The 16,888-nt window shown below is 56.2% G+C and carries 11 protein-coding genes and 1 pseudogene; 7 read left to right on the plus strand and 5 right to left on the minus strand.

The genetic code is table 11. The annotated features are described in order from the left end of the window. The 5 genes and pseudogenes from BR04_RS07840 to BR04_RS07860 form a co-directional block, all read left to right on the plus strand. Window positions 1-147: pseudogene (locus tag BR04_RS07840) on the plus strand (integrase core domain-containing protein); the annotation flags it as partial. A gap of 569 nt (window positions 148-716) precedes the next feature. Beyond that, entirely contained in the window at window positions 717-4,451 is a 3,735-nt protein-coding gene (locus BR04_RS07845; RefSeq protein WP_496355447.1) for a DUF2169 family type VI secretion system accessory protein, read from the plus strand. Further along, window positions 4,438-5,487 (plus strand): pentapeptide repeat-containing protein, encoded by a 1,050-nt coding sequence (locus tag BR04_RS07850; RefSeq protein WP_496355448.1) that lies wholly within the window; start codon window positions 4,438-4,440, stop codon window positions 5,485-5,487. The genes BR04_RS07845 and BR04_RS07850 overlap by 14 nt, the downstream gene beginning before the upstream one ends. Before the next feature lie 38 nt (window positions 5,488-5,525). Then, complete coding sequence (locus tag BR04_RS07855) at window positions 5,526-6,179, plus strand: DUF3540 domain-containing protein (RefSeq protein WP_496355449.1); 654 nt, start codon at window positions 5,526-5,528, stop codon at window positions 6,177-6,179. 12 nt (window positions 6,180-6,191) lie between these two features. Beyond that, window positions 6,192-6,596, plus strand: coding sequence for a DUF4150 domain-containing protein (locus BR04_RS07860; RefSeq protein WP_496355450.1), 405 nt, complete (start codon window positions 6,192-6,194; stop codon window positions 6,594-6,596). A gap of 72 nt (window positions 6,597-6,668) precedes the next feature. Here BR04_RS07860 and BR04_RS07865 read toward each other — a convergent pair whose 3' ends face one another. From BR04_RS07865 to BR04_RS07885, 5 genes are all read right to left on the minus strand, one after another. Then, window positions 6,669-7,037 carry a NifB/NifX family molybdenum-iron cluster-binding protein gene (locus BR04_RS07865; protein ID WP_496355451.1) on the minus strand — a complete coding sequence of 123 codons (369 nt, stop codon included), beginning with the start codon at window positions 7,035-7,037 and terminating at the stop codon, window positions 6,669-6,671. A gap of 192 nt (window positions 7,038-7,229) precedes the next feature. Continuing rightward, on the minus strand, window positions 7,230-7,679 hold the full coding sequence (locus BR04_RS07870) for a VOC family protein (protein WP_496355452.1): 450 nt from the start codon (window positions 7,677-7,679) through the stop codon (window positions 7,230-7,232). Window positions 7,680-8,067: 388 nt separating this feature from the next. Next, the gene (locus tag BR04_RS07875; RefSeq protein ID WP_496355453.1) at window positions 8,068-9,432 is read right to left on the minus strand and encodes a DEAD/DEAH box helicase; all 1,365 of its coding nucleotides are present in this window, start codon (window positions 9,430-9,432) and stop codon (window positions 8,068-8,070) included. 154 nt (window positions 9,433-9,586) lie between these two features. After that, the gene (locus BR04_RS07880) at window positions 9,587-11,458 is read right to left on the minus strand and encodes an MFS transporter (RefSeq protein WP_496355454.1); all 1,872 of its coding nucleotides are present in this window, start codon (window positions 11,456-11,458) and stop codon (window positions 9,587-9,589) included. 74 nt (window positions 11,459-11,532) lie between these two features. Continuing rightward, window positions 11,533-14,121, minus strand: a complete 2,589-nt coding sequence (locus BR04_RS07885) for a zinc-dependent metalloprotease (RefSeq protein WP_496355455.1) — start codon at window positions 14,119-14,121, stop codon at window positions 11,533-11,535. 648 nt (window positions 14,122-14,769) lie between these two features. Here BR04_RS07885 and BR04_RS07890 point away from each other — a divergent pair. Both BR04_RS07890 and BR04_RS07895 read left to right on the plus strand, forming a co-directional pair. After that, entirely contained in the window at window positions 14,770-16,257 is a 1,488-nt protein-coding gene (locus BR04_RS07890) for an anthranilate synthase component I family protein (protein WP_496355456.1), read from the plus strand. A 33-nt stretch (window positions 16,258-16,290) separates the two neighbouring features. Further along, on the plus strand, window positions 16,291-16,887 hold the full coding sequence (locus BR04_RS07895; protein WP_496355457.1) for an anthranilate synthase component II: 597 nt from the start codon (window positions 16,291-16,293) through the stop codon (window positions 16,885-16,887). The last annotated feature ends 1 nt before the right edge of the window (window position 16,888 follow it).

Here is a 16,888-nt window from a genome sequence, read left to right on the forward strand (position 1 = left end):
AGCACTATACCTGAATTGGCTCTTGGCCTGAAAGCGTATTTTAAATTGTATAACAGCGAACGCCCCCATCAGGCTCTGGAAAATAAGATTCCAGACGATGTATACAGAACCGGTGAAGGCGGCGGAGCAATGATCATTGATAAGTTTCTTCGAACAGTGGGTGCCCCCCCTGGTAAAATTGGGCCAGGGGGAACACCCACTGAAAAAACCAATCCGGGACAGCCTCTTCCTGTCGCGGATGTAATCAAGTGTGTAGCTTAAATTTATGGACTTTTAGTCTTGACTCAGGGGTCCACCTTAAAAGTCTAAAAATTTCAACACTGAAGGCATAAACTGCAAATTTACACATATTCAGAAGCAAAACAAAAACTTGCGATGGTTCTCGGTCAGGCTGAAACTTCCGGTAAAATCCTCATTCGGAGAAAAGATGGTCGCACATTTGCTTTAATTCCTGAAAATATTTCTGATTCCCCTCTGGACATTCCAACCATTAAAGCTAAAATTTCCACCAAGGAAATTGTTGATATGATTCGTGAAGGAAGGGAAAGGTAACGATGTGGCGGCCTATGCGGTCATGAGCAACCACTACCACATCATGCTGCGTGTGAATGAGGATCGTGCTCTTGCCTGACCGGATCGTGAAGTTTTTACCCCCTTATCCCCTTTGTTCTCAGGTGCCATCATGCCGCTTTAAACCCGATAACCGAGGTCCTGCCATGAAAGTCGTGAAAGAGCTGACCCAGGGCATCCTGCTCAATTATTTCGCCATCCGGAACCGCCCCTTCCTTGCCATCTCCATGCTCACCTTCTTTGATCTGGAAACGCCGGACACGGCCCTTTCCGAGCAGGAAATGTGGCCCTTTGTCGCAAAGGAACTGGGAGAAAGCGCCATTCTGGACGCCGCCATGCCCAAGGCAAAGGCCGAGGTGCTGCTCCATGCCGCCTGTTTCACGCCAAACGGCCTTCCCCTTCCCGCCTGTCCCGTGGGGTTCACCCTAGGCGAGATGTCCAAAACCCTGCACGTTTCCGGAAAACGCCTGTGGAAACGCCGGGCCGACGGCCTTTTTCCCACGGAACCCAAACCCTTCACCTCCCTGCCCCTCATCTGGCAGAACGCCTTTGGCGGAGAAGGCTTTGCCCCCAATCCTCTGGGGCGGGGCTTCCGGGAAAGCCTCACCCCCTGGGGCGAACCCGTCCGGGAGCTGCCCCTGGTGGAAGATCCCGCAAACCGTATGGGAGCGCCCACGGATACCCCGCCGCCAGCGGGTTTTCTGCCGATTGATCTCACCTGGCCCCAGCGGGCCAAAAAGGCGGGAACCTATGATGCGGCCTGGTTCCGCGAACACTGGCCCTATTTCCCGGAAGACATGGACTGGACCTTTTTCAACACCGCACCGGAAGACCAGCAGCAGGACACCTTTTTCACCGGCGGCGAGCCCCTCACCCTCACCCACATGCACCCCGAAAAACCCATCCTGTACACGAGACTGCCCACGCTGCGGCAGCGGATTTTCGTCCATCAGGCGGAAAACTTTCCGGATCCCGGATCAGAATTCCTTTTCCGGGAGGTAAAAACCCAGTGCGACACCCTCTGGCTCTTTCCCCACAGCCTCAAGGGGATACTCATTCACAGGGGCGTTCTGGAAGTGGCCGACGAGGAAGCCCTGGATGTGCGGCACCTATTTCTTGTCACGGAATCCCAGGAAGAAGCGCCCAAAGATCTGCCCCATTACAGGGAAGCCCTGATCCGAAGGCTGGATCGCTCCGTTCAGGTGGATCTTTCCCAGATGGATGCCGCCATGACTCAGGCCGGAGAAGACCTTAAAAAAGTGAGGGACATTCCAAAACAGGTGCGCCACCAGCTGGAGGTACTGCAGAAAAAGGCTCCGAATCCGGGGATTTCCCCTGAAAACGCGGGCAGCCAGTGTATCCGTGTGCTGGAAGCCTCACAGGCACGGATGGATACGGCGGCGGAACAGCTGGGGCGCCTGAAAAAAGAATTCGGCCACATGGTCAGAATCGATCTTCGGCCTCTGGAACAGGCAAAACAGCGCTTTGAAGCCCTGAAAGACACCATCCGCAAACAGCTGACCATGGCCGACACCCTCAGCCAGCGGGCGGAAACCCTGAAAAAGGAGCTGCAAGAGAAAACCCTGAGCGCCCTCGACCGGCCGCAAACCCGAAAATTCATCCCCGAGGTGCAGGCCCAGATGGCTCCGGCGCCTGAAGCGCTCTGGCCCAAAGAGGCACTGGAATGGGTGCGTCAGGCCATCTACGATCTTTCCCTGGCTCCCGAGGCCCTGGACATTCTGCGCCGCATGGGCCTCAGGCCGGTGATGCGGAAACGGGCCATGCTGGGCCTCATTCCCGAAAAAAAGCCCTTTGTTCCCGAAGACTGGGGCCTTGACCCCTCTCCGGAATTTCCCGCCTTCCTTCCCGCCGGTCTGCTGCTGGCCGCCCACGAAGGCCCGGACATCACCCGCATCCGCATCCGGCCCCAGGCCTTTGACAAGGGAGAGAAGGATGTGGAAATTCCCGGCTCCGGCAACACGGCCTTCACCATGGGGCTTTCTCCGGACAAAGCCCTGGTGCGGGTGGCCGACCCTCTGGAAGCCTTCATCCTGGAACAGGATGCCGGGGATTTTGTGGGCCTTGTGGCTCTGGAAGACGCCGGAAGTCCCATGGATGACACCACGGAAACCTGCATGAAGGAGGCGCCCCGCCTGCTCATCCTCCTCTATGGGGCAGACCCTGAGGCAAGAGATCTGGAATTTGCACCATGGAAGAAAAAATGGCCCCAGGCCGAACCCCTCCTTCCTCCTGAAAAATCAGGACTTTTCGATGCCCATGAAAAGGGGGTGGATCTGGAGGCATGGATATGGGAGGCGCTGGGGCCTGCCGCCATTCCCCATCTTTCCGAAGACAGTCCCTTCAGGGCGAAAAAGGGGGCGGACGCCGCAGGCCTTTCCCTGCCCCTTGTGGATGCAAAAGGTCTGTATGCGGCCAGCGAACAGGCCATGAAGGCCAGAATGGCCCCCATGCTCGCCCGCAGCGAGGCCCTGAAAAAGGAGCTGAAGGCAAAGGCGGAGGCGGCTTTGGAAAAGGCGCGGGATCAGCTCCGGCAACAGGGCCTCAACCCGGACGCCCACCTTCCGGCAAAGCTTCCCGACCCTCCGCCCGGCCCCAAAGGCTTCATGGAGGGCATGGATCTTCCTGCCAAGTTCCAACATGTGCGCGGGGCCCTTGCGAAAACGGGCCAGCTCACGCCCGCGCGGGAGGCGGATCTTTCCGCCCAGGAAGCCCGAATGACGGAACTTCTTGACGCTTCCAAGGCCCGATGGGCAAAAGCCCAGGCAGAGATTCCCGGAAAGAAGGCAGCCTTCGCCTTCCCGGACTGGGCGAAAAAACTGCTGGAACCCTTTCACATCAACCCCGACGACACCGAAGCCATGACCCGTGAAAAGGTGGAGGCGCGCTACGCCCAGGGCCTCAGCCTCAAGGGAAAAAACCTTTCGGGTCTGGATCTTTCCGGCATCTGCCTCAAGGGGGCGGATCTCCGGGGGGTTCAGCTGGAAAAAAGCTCCCTTGCGGGGGCCGACCTGAACGGTGCGGATCTTTCCGGCGTCCTTGCCAAAGGGGCGGACTTCAGCGGTGTGTCCTTCCGGGATGGCCGGGCCGTGCAGGCCCTCATGGAAAAGGCCCTTTTTGCGGGCGCCGACCTTTCGGGCACGGATTGCAGCAAGGCCCTGATGAAGGGCGCGGATCTTTCAGGCGCCAACCTGTCGGGCTGCCGTCTGGAGCAGACCCTTCTGGAAGGAGCCTCCCTCCGGCAGGCGGATCTCTCCCGGATTCAGGCGCCCCAGGGCTATTTCATGGGTGCGGATCTGGAAGGGGCCAGCCTCCGCAATGCCGAGGCGAAAAAGGCGGTTTTTCTGGGAATCCGGGCGGAAGGGGCGGATTTTTCAGAGGCGACCCTCACCTCCGCCATCTTCTGGGACGCCCAGGCGGATGGGGCCACCTTCCAGAAAAGCGACCTTGAAAACGCCCGTTTTGGCGGCAGGGCCTCCGTTCAGAAGGGAGACTTCTCAGAGGCCCTGCTCGACCGGGCCTCCCTGATGGACACGAGCCTTTCCGGAGCGAACTTTACCGGGGCCCGCATGCAGCATGCCTACATCAGAAACTGCGATCTTTCTCATGCGGATCTTTCCCGTGTAAGGGCAGAGGGCAGCGCCCTGCACCGCAGCAATCTGGAAGGGGCCAGGGTTTCCCGCAGCAACCTCCACATGGCCTCCCTGCGAAAGGCAAGGCTCGTGCACACGGATCTTTCCCGCTCCAACCTCTTTGGCGCGGAATGCTACGGTGCGGTGCTGGGAAAGACGGATTTCACGGAAACCAACCTCAAGATGACCCTGCTTCAGGGCCGCACGGAGCTTCTGGATGACGAGAAATGAACTCATGGAAGCCCTGAAAAGGGATGACACCATCGAAAATCAGGATCTTTCCGGCATGGATCTCAGGGGGCTGGATCTTTCCGGTGCGCGCTTTGAAAATTCCTTTCTCGGCGCGGCGGACTTCCGGGGGGCCACCATCCGGCAAACGGGCTTCAAGAACTGCGTGCTCACCGGAGCCGACATGACGGGGGCGGATCTCACCCAGGTTCTGTGGATGCACATGGATCTTTCCGGTCTCATCCTGCGGGAGGCCCGGCTGGAAAAGGCCGTGCTCACCGGAGCGAAACTCGCGGACGCCGACATGGCGGGGGCCGATCTCAGCCGCGCCGTGCTGGATCACGCCATCCTCGACCGGGCCCGTCTTCAGGGGGCAAAGCTGCTGCGCACGGTGCTCTTTGAAGCCTCCCTCGAAGGGGCGGATCTTTCCGGAGCCGACCTCACCCGCACAGTTTTTTTCAGGGCAAAACTCACGGGAGCCTTGCTGAAGGGGGCCAGAATCCATAAAACCTTTCTCCGGGACTGTGATCTTTCGGGTCAGGATTTTTCCCACGGAGAATTTTCCTGTGTGCAGGCGGGAGGGGCCGATCTGCGCGGTGCCTCCTTTGCGGGGACAGACATCAACCGCTCCAATTTCATGGGAGCCTGCCTTGAAGGCGTTCGTTTTGATGCGTGCAGGGGACAGGCTGCGGTTTTCATGGAAGCCCGGCTGCAAGGGGCAGGCTTTGTCCGTGCCCGGCTTGAAAACGCCTGTTTTGACGGAGCGGATCTCAACCTTGCGGATTTCAGCGAAGCCTCGCTCCAGCAGAGTCTCATGACCCGCATCAAAGCCCGGGGAGCTTCATTCCGTGGTGCAGACTGCACCTGCTGTGACTTTTCCCATGGAGATGTGAGGGAGGCGGATTTTTCAGGCGCAAAACTCTTCCGGGCAAAAATGCACCGGGCCCTGGAAGAAAACACCCGCTTTGACAAAAACGAACGCCTCCTCGCCCTGAATACGGACAAGGATCTGGCGGAAGCCGAAGATTTCAGGATCTGAACATACCGGAGCAGGACGTCCGGTGAAGGAGGTAGCAAATGGCAGAACCCGCAAAGGCACCCCTCTTTTCCCAGCCCTTTCTTTCCTATGCAAGGGTTAGGGAAAAAACAGACTCAGGCTTCCTTCTCCATGGTGATGCAGGCAGTTTTTCCGCAGAAAGGGCCGCAGGCTGCCTGCTTGCGCCGGAACCAGGGGATCTGGTTCTCCTTTCTGCGGATGTTTCCGGAAAGGCCCATATCCTCTGTGTCCTGGAACGGGAAAGACCGGAGAGTCCCAACCGTCTGGTGCTTCAGGGGACTTCCAGCCTCGAGGTACAGTCCGGTTCCTTTTCCATGATGGCCGAAGGGGGGATTCACCTTGGCAGCATGGAGGCTCTTTCCCTCACCGCTCCCTGTTTCAGCCTCTGCGCCACACAGGCGGACATCAGTCTGGAGGAAACCCGCATGGCGGGAAAAAACCTTACGGCCAGCCTGGAGCGCATCCGCACCGTGGCCCAGACCATGGACACCTTTGTAAAAAACTGGGTGCAGCGCATGGTTTCCTGCTTCCGCTACGTAAAGGAGCATGATGAAAAACAGTGCGCATCGGCAAGGGAGCTGGTTTCCGGCACCCTCACCGTGCAGACGGGCAACAGCGTGCATACGGCCGAAGGCCATGTAAAAATTGACGCAGAACAGATCCATCTGGGATAAAGGAGAAAAATCATGTTTCAACTCACCATGATGGGCGGCATGATGCTGGGCTTTCCCGATGTCTGCCTCACCCCGACACCCGTTGGCCCCATCCCCATTCCCTATCCCAACATCTCCACGGGAGCCACGACCCTGCCCCCCACCACGGCCCTCACCGTGCTGACGGACGCCATGCCCTCCTTAAACCAGATGTCCAAGGTCTACATCAGCAACGGAGACAATACCGGGGTGAACCTCGGGGTTGCCTCCGGCATGGTCATGGGGCCTTCGGAATTTCTTCTGGGCAGTTTTACGGTGCTGAAACAGGGCATGCCCGCCCAGCGCCTCACCAGCATGACGGGCCACAACGGCATGTCCATGAACTGCCCCGGTGTCTGCCTTGCCCCCAGTCAGGTGACGGTGATGGTTCTGGGCTAAGGCAGATGTTCTTATACCAGCTTTCCGGATGCCTCCTGACAAGGGGAGGCATCCGGTCTCCTTCTTCAAAGCCTATCCGTGCTGACCGCAGTCATGCCCGTGGGCGATACATCCGATACCGGAATCCTTCAGCCCTCCGGCAATCCATTTATCGGCAAGGGCCCGGACATCACCGCAACAGCCCCGAACCACCTGAATGCCATTGCTTGCCAGAACCCGTACAGCACCATCTCCCATATTGCCCGCAAGCATGACCTTCACGCCGAGCGCTCCCAATGTACCTGCAATATTGGATTTACATCCGCATCCCACAGGAGAGGCCACCTTTTCCTCCTGCACAATTTTTTGATCCGCATCCAGTGTGAATACGGTAAAAAATTCACAATGACCAAAATGGCTGTCAATGGTTCCATCCGTTTTTGTCGGCAATGCAATTTTCATTTTTCCCGTTCACCGTATCTTCCTCTTCCCTGGTCAGGGAGGAACGGTGCCTTTCTTTTCAGTTAAAATATTACGATGTTTAAGGCCTGCATGGTGTCTGACCATCCCCTTACAGTCCCTCGGTCTCATCTCACAACGCTCCGTTTTCAGCAGGAAAATCTTTCTGCGGAGTCCCCGGCAAGGAGCAGTTTTTTAAAAATCATGGGCTTCCGGATACTGGCAAAGCTCCATGAGAATGTCATCCGGCCCCAGAAAATAAACAAGCTTCTTCCCCGTTTTCTCCCAGGTCTGTATGGGGCTTAAAAAAACAACATCCAGTGCCTTCAGGCTTTCAACGGTTTTTTCCATATCCTTCACCCGAAAAGCCAGATGCCGGAACCCCACCTGATTGGCCATACCGATCTGCCTGTCCGCCGCCACTGCCGGACTGTACTGCAACAGCTCGATACGCATGGCCGATCCTTCATGCTGCATGGCAACAAAACGCCCTTTGACCCCGGAAAGACCCGTCACCTTTTCCAGAAAAATCCCGTCAAGATCCGATGCCATGATGGCCCTGAACCCCAGAGCCTCAAAAAAAGTTTCTGATCTTTCAAGATCCGTCACCACAATATTCAAATGATCGATACATTGAATCATCATGCCCCGCCATACCCTTACAGGGTGAGCTGTCCGGTAAATAGCCGGATTGTAATTTTCAACGATATGGTTCATAAGTCCCTACCGGATCGCCCCTGGCGGTCTGGCTGAGGATACCGCCCTGCTTAGCGCATAGCGGTTTTTTGCCAATAAAACAGGATATTGCTGTGGAGTTACTGAAAGAAAAAATTTTAAAAGAAGGCTGCGTATTGGGCGGCTATATTTTAAAAACCGATCACTTTTTAAATCACCAGCGGTGATGTACCCCTTTTAAATGCCATTGGCAAAGCTTTTCAGGAACGTTTTAAAGGAGAGTGTAATCAGAAAAAAAAATCCAGGATCCCTGAAGATCCTGGATACGTTCCCATCTCAAACGAGGGAGTACGGTTTTCTACCTGCGTCCCCTTGAGGGGGGCCGGTTACCCTTAGGCGGCCCTGCGGGTCTTCCCGTCTGGGACTTGGAAGCCGGTTTCACCCCCTTGGTTCCCACCGCTGCCTTCTCGCTGCGTGCTTTGTCCTTTGCCCTGGATGCCGTTCTTTTTGCCACCAGCTCCAGAATTTCCCGATCCGCCTTTTTTTCACTGGCCGCATTGCCAGGCCTCAGCATCACATAAGCGGGGACGGAACTGTCTTCGGTGTAGCCTTCCACCTTTTCCACGGTGATCTTCTGACCCAGCAGTTTTTCAATGGATCTGAGGTGCACCTTTTCCTCACCACTCACCAGAGAAACGGCAATTCCCCTGACTCCGGCACGCCCTGTTCGGCCAATGCGATGCACATAATCTTCGGGAATACCGGGCATATCAAAATTCACCACATAGGGCAGATGGGTGATATCCAGCCCCCTTGCCGCCACATCCGTTGCCACCAGAACGCGGATTTCATCCTTCTTGAAGGCTTCAAGGGTGCGGGTACGCACGGACTGGCTCTTGTTTCCGTGCAGGGCTGCGGCGCGGATGCCCTGGGCTGCCAGTTTTTCCGTGAGTTTGTTGGCGCCGTGCTTGGTTCTGGAAAAGACCAGCACCCGCTTCCAGTTGCCATCGTCGATGAGATGGATGAGCAGGGAGCGCTTGTTTTCCTTGTGGACGAGATGCACCTTCTGTTCCACGAATTCTGCGGCGGCGGTCTCCGGGGTAATCTCAACGGACTGGGGATTTTGCAGCATTTTTGCCGCAAGATCCCGGATTTCACGGGTATAAGTTGCGGAAAAAAGCATGGTTCTGCGCTCAGCGGGAAGCAGAAGAAGAATCTCGGAAATGGCCTTGCTGAACCCCATGTCCAGCATTCTGTCCGCTTCATCAAAAACCAGAAACTCAATCTGGGAAAGATTCAGATACCGCTGCCCCGCAAGATCCAGAAGGCGGCCCGGTGTCGCCACCAGAATATCAATACCACGCTTCAGGCGATCCATCTGGGGCTGAATACCCACCCCGCCATAAACCACCGTGCATCCCAGGGCAAGTTTTCGGGCATAGCCCTGTATGCTTTCCCCGACCTGAAGCGCCAGCTCCCGCGTAGGCGTCAGTACCAAAGCCCGTGGATGGCGGTTTTTCCTGCGCTGTGCGGCCAGAATCTCCACCATGGGAAGGGCAAAGGCATCCGTTTTACCGGTTCCTGTCTGGGCACGGGCCAGCACATCCCGTCCGCCAAGGATAAAGGGAATGACCTGGGTCTGGATGGGGGTGGGCGTGGTATAGCCCTTTTCCTTCACGGCTTTCAGCAGTTCGGCCCGAAGACCGAGTTCATCAAATGACATGGAGTAATCCTGAGTGTTCTTTGTAATTTCTGCGTTTTACCTTACCGGCCCGCAGGGCATCTCCCTCAGACCGAACTGAAACAGCATCCGACATATAGCCTGATTTCATCACCCTGTCCCACTATTTCCATAATTTTCAGCAAATCGGCTGATTTTATGCCAGATCCCCCCGCAGATCCTTCACCCTTTTTTCCAGCAGTTCCGCTGAAGCTTCCTCTGCCGGTACTGGCGGCCCGGCAACCAGCCCCACCTTAGACCAGAAACGTCCCTTGAATTTCATGGCTCCCTTGCCTTCGTGGCTGAAAAAGGATCCCCAGAGCCCCTGAAGGGCCATGGGCACCACGGGTACAGGGGTTTCTGCAAGGATACGCCCAATACCCGGCCGGAAAGGACTGATCTCCCCGTTGCGGGTCAAGCGTCCTTCGGGAAAAATACAGATGAGGTTTCCGTCTTTCAGTTCTGCCGCCACCTTTGCAAAGGCCTCTTCATGGATTTTGGGATCTTCCCTGCTGCTGCATATGGGGATGGTTTTTGCCGCACGGAAGAGAGCCTTCATTCCCGGAAGAGTGTAGATGGCCCTTTCCATGACAAAACGCACGGGACGTCGGCAGGCTCCGGCAATGAGGAGGGCATCCACATAGCTCACATGGTTGGCCACCAGCACGGCTGGGCCTTCTTCGGGAATGTGGCCCAGGTTTTCACTGCGAATCCGGTACATGGAGTGGGTCAGGAGATAGACCACAAATCGCAGCAGGAATTCCGGAATCTGGGCATACACATACAGGGCCACCACCACGTTCATCAGGGCAAGAATCAGAAAATAGTGGGGAATGCTCAGCTCAAAGACGGAAAGAAAAAGAATACCCGCAACAGCACTTCCCACCATAAAAAGGGCATTGAAGATGTTGTTGGCGGCAATGATCCGGGCCCGCTGCCCCGGTTCCGCCCGCTTTTGCAGAAGGGCGTAGAGGGGAACGATGAAGAGGCCGCCGGACACGCCGATGAGGGTCAGGGCCAGCAGCACGAAAATCCCCTGGGGATGGGCGATGAAATCCCCAAAACCCATGATTTCCGCCTGAAGAGGAGAAGGGCCTGCCGCATACAGGGCAATACCGGAAAGACTGATGCCGATGGAACCCATGGGGACGATGCCCAGCTCCACCCGATCGCCGGAGAGCCGCTCACAGAGCATGGAGCCAACACCGACACCAACGGAAAAAGCCACCAGCAGGGCTGTCACCACGGTATTGTCGCCCATGAGCACGGTTTTGGTGTAATTGGGAAACTGGGTCAGGTAACTGGCTCCCAGAAACCAGAACCAGCTGATGGCCATGATGGAAAGGTAAAGGGTGCGGTTTTCGTAGCTGAGGCGGATGATTTCCAGGGTCTGGGACCAGGGGGCAAAACGGAAGGTCTCTGCGGATTCCATTTTTCCCACAAGAGGGATGGAGCGGCTGGCCAGATACCCCAGAACCGCAAACACAACAATGACGGCTCCAATCCAGATGTTTGCCCCTGAAAAGCCCACCAGCAGTCCCCCGAGAAGGGTGCCCATGAGAATGGCAAGAAAGGTGCCCATCTCCACCCAGGCATTGCCCGCCAGCAGCTCCTCATCGTTGAGAAGCTGGGGCAGCACCGCATACTTCACCGGCCCGAAAAAGGCGGACTGGGTTCCCATGAGAAAGAGAAGCCCCAGAAGCATGAGATACTGCTCCGTATAAAAAGCCAGGGCCGCCAGGAGCATCAGCCCGATTTCCACGATTTTCAAAAGGCGGATCAGCCGGGTCTTGCAGATGGCATCCGCAAGGCTGCCTGCTGTGGCGGAAAAAAGCAGAAAGGGCAAAATAAAAAGACCCGCTGCCAGGTTCATGGTGAAATTGGTGTCCCAGGGCAGGGCCGATGCCGCAGCAAAGGTCAGCAGCAGCATCAGGGCATTTTTAAAGACATTGTCATTGAAAGCCCCGCTGGCCTGGGTGAGAAAAAAGGGTAAAAAACGCCTGCTGGAGATAATTTTTCCCGCTGTCATAGTTGTGTGGCTTTCCTTTCTCCTCCTCAGGACAGGCCTACCTGCCCTGGGGATCGGGGCATGATCCTTAAGAATCAGTTGCTGTTCACCAGGCGCTGATTTTCCAGATACCACTGGAAAGCCGGGTTGGTGGATTTCTGGAAATCACTGGACAGGGATTTATCAAGAAAGCTCACTCCCACTGGAGCCACGGCATCCTCAAGAATCCCCAGCAGTTCATTATGAATATCTGCTGCCTCCCGCCTGCCCCACCACAGCGCCGAGGGAACCGCCCTGTCCCTGAACAGGTTCCTGGCGTCTGAACGAAGCTGCCAGTTGTACCGGAAAAGGGGCAGAGAGAGGGATTTTTCCCTTACGGTGGCATCAAGGAAACCGCCGGTTCGGGCCATCAGGTAGGTTCGGCTGCTGAGGTCAAAAGCCTTCAGCAGCTCTTCACCGGCCTCACCGTCCACAAGATCAATGGGCGGAAGATCCGAAAGAAGTTCAAGATCTTCTCTGGCAAGTGCCGGAATCAGCCTTTCAAAGAAAACCGCTGCCTTATCCCGCAGAAGACCGCGTTCCTCAGCACTGAGTTCCAGGACTTTTCCGTCATGGGAGGCGATAGTGTAAAAGGCGGGATCGTTCACAATACGGTCAAAGTTCGTTTTCCATTGTCCCTCCCAGGCAGGATCCACCACCCTGAACATCTCGGCCAGGGTCTTCCAGTCATGGGGATTTTCCTGAACCCAGCGTTTCAGATCTTCTTCCACAACGGGTATCACATCCCGCCGCATCTGCTCTGCATCCACTTTTTTCAGATCCGGATACCGTGCTTTCAGAGGACGGACATACAGCCCTTTTTCCGTAAAGGGCAGAAGAAGCAGCTGTTTTTTCGCAAGGAGGGACTCGGCCATGTCATCGGGGGAAAGGTAGATATCGCTGACCGCCGTTCCATCGAGAATTTCAAGCACCATATTGAGATAAAGCTGCATGGGGAATTTCTGGGGATGCAGCCTGCTGTGGAGTTCCGAAGTGATGTATTCGATGGGAGAACTGCCATAAGAAAAAGGAATGCAGTCGATCAGATTTTGCGTATCCGTATCCGTGCAGAAGGGAAGACTTTTGTCCATGGGTTCTCCCAGGTACAGATAGCGCATGGTGCTGATATCATGGGGCAGGGCTTTCTTTTCCTCCTGGTAACGCCGGGTGTTCAGGGCGGACTCGTAATGCAGGTTATAGTCCATGATGCTGCTGGTGGGGATGACGGGCAGGTAGACCCCTTTGTCCAGGAAAAGCTGGTACAGCTCTTCCCGGCTGTGCCCCTTTAAATCCGCTTTGAGATTGCCTGCAAAATTATGACGCAGCCCCAGCGTATGGCCCACCTCATGGGTGACAGTTTCCTGAATTTCCGCCTGAGCGGCCTGAAGAAACATCGCATCCGTGGCATCGGATGCCAGAAGGCGGGTCATGCTGGCCACCATTCTGTCCCCGGATTTCAGGGTACAGACATGGGGGCTGTGGAAATTGGCAAGGGAGATCTCCGCACTCGCGGTTCTGGTCTTTGTCTGCGCCTGCTCATGGAGAAAACGCCAGGCGTCTTTCCGGCTTTTTACGGACCACATGCTGCTCAAAAAAATCTGGCTGTGAAGAATCTCACCCGTTCTCGGATCTGCCTGCATGTCGGCATAGGCAAAGCCCGCCGTATCAAAATCCAGCCACTGAATGACATTGCGGTCCATATCCGGAGCACTGACACCTTCCGGAGCCACATCCACGCTGAAAACTTCCCGGCCCAGAGCCGCATTCCAGTAAAGAACCCCGTTTCGGATGGCCTCACGGAATTCCTCCGGTGTGTTGGCCGACATGGAGTAGGTGATGGGGGTTTTAGTGATATTCCACTTCATGGCGAAAACTTCCGTTTCGCCGCCCGCCTTCAGCTGGGGCATCACCTCAAAATAGCCTGCGTGGGCAAAGCCCGGTGAAGCGGTGGGGGTAAAATCCGGGTTCGGCTGGTAGGGAGAAATATAGTAATGCAGCTCTGCATGGATGATACTGCCGTCCTTGTCCTCCACCTGGGCAGCCTGATGAATGGCCAGACGGTTCAGCTGCCTGACATCCGCCCCTTTCAGAAAGCTGTGCCGTACGGAAGCTGTCTTGAAGGAAGGCGTATATTTTTTACCGTTGGAATCCGATGCATACATCTCCTCGGTCATGAAAATTTTTGACATGCCCGCATTGAAATCAAAGGTGATCCAGCCACCTTCTTCCTTCAGAAGGGGAAACTCCGCAAGGATAAGGGCATAGGGCGTATCCGGGGTCACGCTATGGCCTTTGGGAGATTCCAGCAGAAAAAGACTTGTCCCCTTGCGCTGAAAGGTCACAATACGGCTTTTCAGACCCGTGAAATACCCCGCCTGATCCAGAATCACCCGGTTCCCCTGAAAGAGGAATTCCCGGTTCAGGGCCTCCCGTGCAATGGCAAGGGTCACGGCTCCATCCTTTTCATAGGCACGCAGCGAAACGCCAACCTCGGGATCCGCAGGTTTTGCGCTGCTGCTGCTACAGGAAGGGAGCGTTAAGAGGACTCCCAGCAACAGCAGGAAAAGCAGGGCGTATCCACTCTTCTCCCCTCTCCCGGTGACTGGAGCAGAACTCAAATCAACTGCATCCACCTTCTCTTTCATGTCTCACCTCTCCATCATTTGCATCAAATCCGGTTCCGTACAATCCGCCTCAGCATGAATGCGGGACGGGCATCGGATTTCCACCCGCCCCCTTCATCCTTCCGAAAAAATTTCTGTAAAAAACGCTATTTTATACGCTCTTCTTCCCCGGCATATCAAGCGCTTTGTACCTTTCAGCCCAGAGGGCAGTGAAAAGCCCAGAGTCCAGATCCATCCGGGTACCCACGGCAGGACGGGATCCGGGATGGCTTCGATCTTCGACGATGCGATCCTGGCAGCTGAGACATGCCGAAACATGGCAAAAAAGATCATTGACAAAGCGCCGGAGCCGTGTTTATATCCGTCATGTTTCTATTGAAAGAAACAACCACCACAAAGGAAAAACCATGAAAAGCATCCATACGCCAAAAACACCTTCCCTTCTCTGGTGGTGGCCCCTCTCTTCCGGGCACACCACGGCATAGGCTTTTCACATTCGGCCCGTGGGTGTCTGAACACACACCCGCAAGGCCATGGATCATGCATAAGAATCCAAAATGACAGGGGCTTGCGGGAATACCGCAGCCCCTTTTTCGTGCCTTAAAAACAAAAAAGTGAAAAAGTTCTGAACACGCATCCTTCAAACACTTAAAAATATGAGGAAATTCCATGCTGCTTGACCGCTTTCCCGCAAAAAACCTGTTTCAGGAAAAAGCCAGAGAGGGCTGCAACGTCATTCCCCTCTGCGCCCGCATCCTTGCGGACAGTGAAACGCCTGTTTCCATGCTGAGGCGCTTTCACAACTCCCAGGATCCCATCTTTCTCTTTGAATCCGTGGAAGGCGGCGAGCGCTGGGCGCGGTACAGCTTCCTCGGCACAAGCTTCCGCTCCGAAATCCGCATCTATTCGGACCGGGTGGAAAAACACGGGCCCGGGGCCACGGAAATCCTGCCCCATGACGGCGATTTCACCCCTGCCCTGCGCCAGATTCTCTCCCGCTACAGACTGGCCGAGCTTGCGGATCTTCCCCCCTTTCCCGGCGGACTGGTGGGCTATCTCGCCTACGAGGCGGTAAGCTGCTTTGAGGCCATTCCCCACAGCCTTCCCGCCTCAAGGCCCTTAGGCGTTTTTCTCATTCCGGACACCCTCATGGTCTTTGACAACCACCGCCATACCATGACCTGCATCTGTCTTGCCTTTCTTGAAGACGGAGCCAGTGCCGAGAGTGCCTACAGCACAGCGGAAGCCCGGCTGGAAGCCCTCCTTGAAACAGTCCGGAGACCCGCACCCGAAGAGCGGATCTTCCAGGGCCCGGCTCCGGTTCTTGAGCCCATGACCTCCCCGGAAGTTTTCCGCGACCGGGTGAAAAAGGTGAAAGAGCACATCCTGGAGGGTGACATCATCCAGGCCGTGATTTCCCAGAGCTTTGAAGGCCCGGCCCCCGATGATCCCGTGGCCCTGTACCGGGCCGTCCGTTACACCAACCCCTCGCCCTACCTCTTTTTCCTGCGGGCGGGAGGTCAGACCCTGGTGGGCTCCTCTCCGGAAACCATGGTGCGCCTTGAAGACGGCCTTGCCACCTTAAGACCCATAGCAGGCACCCGGCCCAGGGGCGCAAATCCTGCGGAAGACCGGCGCTTTGCGGATGATCTTTTAAAGGATGAGAAGGAAAAGGCGGAACACCTCATGCTGGTGGATCTCGGGCGCAACGATCTTGGACGCATCGCCCGCACCGGTTCCGTTCAGGTGACCGACCTCATGATGGTGGAGCGTTACTCCCACGTCATGCATCTGGTGTCCAACATCACCGCCCAGATGAAGCCCGGCGTGGATGCCCTCGATCTTGTGGCCGCCACCTTTCCGGCAGGCACCCTTTCCGGTGCGCCCAAGATCCGGGCCATGGAAATCATCGCGGAAAACGAGGACCAGCCAAGGGATGCCTATGGTGGCGCTGTGGGGTATTTCAGCTTCAGCGGCAACATGGATCTGGCCATTGTCATCCGCACGGCCACCATCCGGGGGGAACGCCTCTGCATCCGGGCCGGAGCCGGGATTGTGGCGGATTCAGACCCGGAAACGGAAAGACAGGAAACCCTGAACAAGGCCAAGGCCCTTCAGACGGCCCTTGCCATGCTGGCGGGCCCCCAGACCCGCTGATCCGCCCAAAAAAGGCGTAAAGAGGAAAGAACCATGCAAAGATCCCGCATTCTCATGATTGATAATTTTGATTCCTTCACCTTCAACCTGGTGCAGTATCTGGAGGAGCTGGGAGCCGAAGTACTCACCTTCCGCAACAACCGCATCAGGCCCGACGAGGTGGCCGACTTAAACATTCAGGCCATGGTGATTTCACCTGGCCCCGGACGGCCGGACGAGGCCGGTGTCTCCATGGAGATGATCCGCCGCTTTTCCGGAACTCTGCCCATTTTGGGTGTCTGTCTTGGTCATCAGAGCATTGCACGGGTTTTTGGCGCCGAGGTGGTTCATGCCAAACGGCTCATGCACGGCAAGGTTTCCGATGTCAGCGCAGACGGAAAAGGCCTTTTTGCGGGCATCACCCGCCCCTTCAAAGCCATGCGCTACCATTCCCTTGCTGTCCGGGAGGAAAGCCTTCCTTCCTGCCTTGAAGTGACGGCCCGCTCCGAAGACGGGGAAATCATGGGGCTTCGTCATCGGGAACACCCCACCGAAGGGATACAGTTTCATCCCGAATCCATCATGACGCCCATGGGCAAACGTCTGCTGCGCAATTTTCTGGATCAGGCCATAGCCGGAGAAAAGGAGTGAA

This window comes from Desulfobotulus sapovorans DSM 2055, assembly GCF_059569355.1.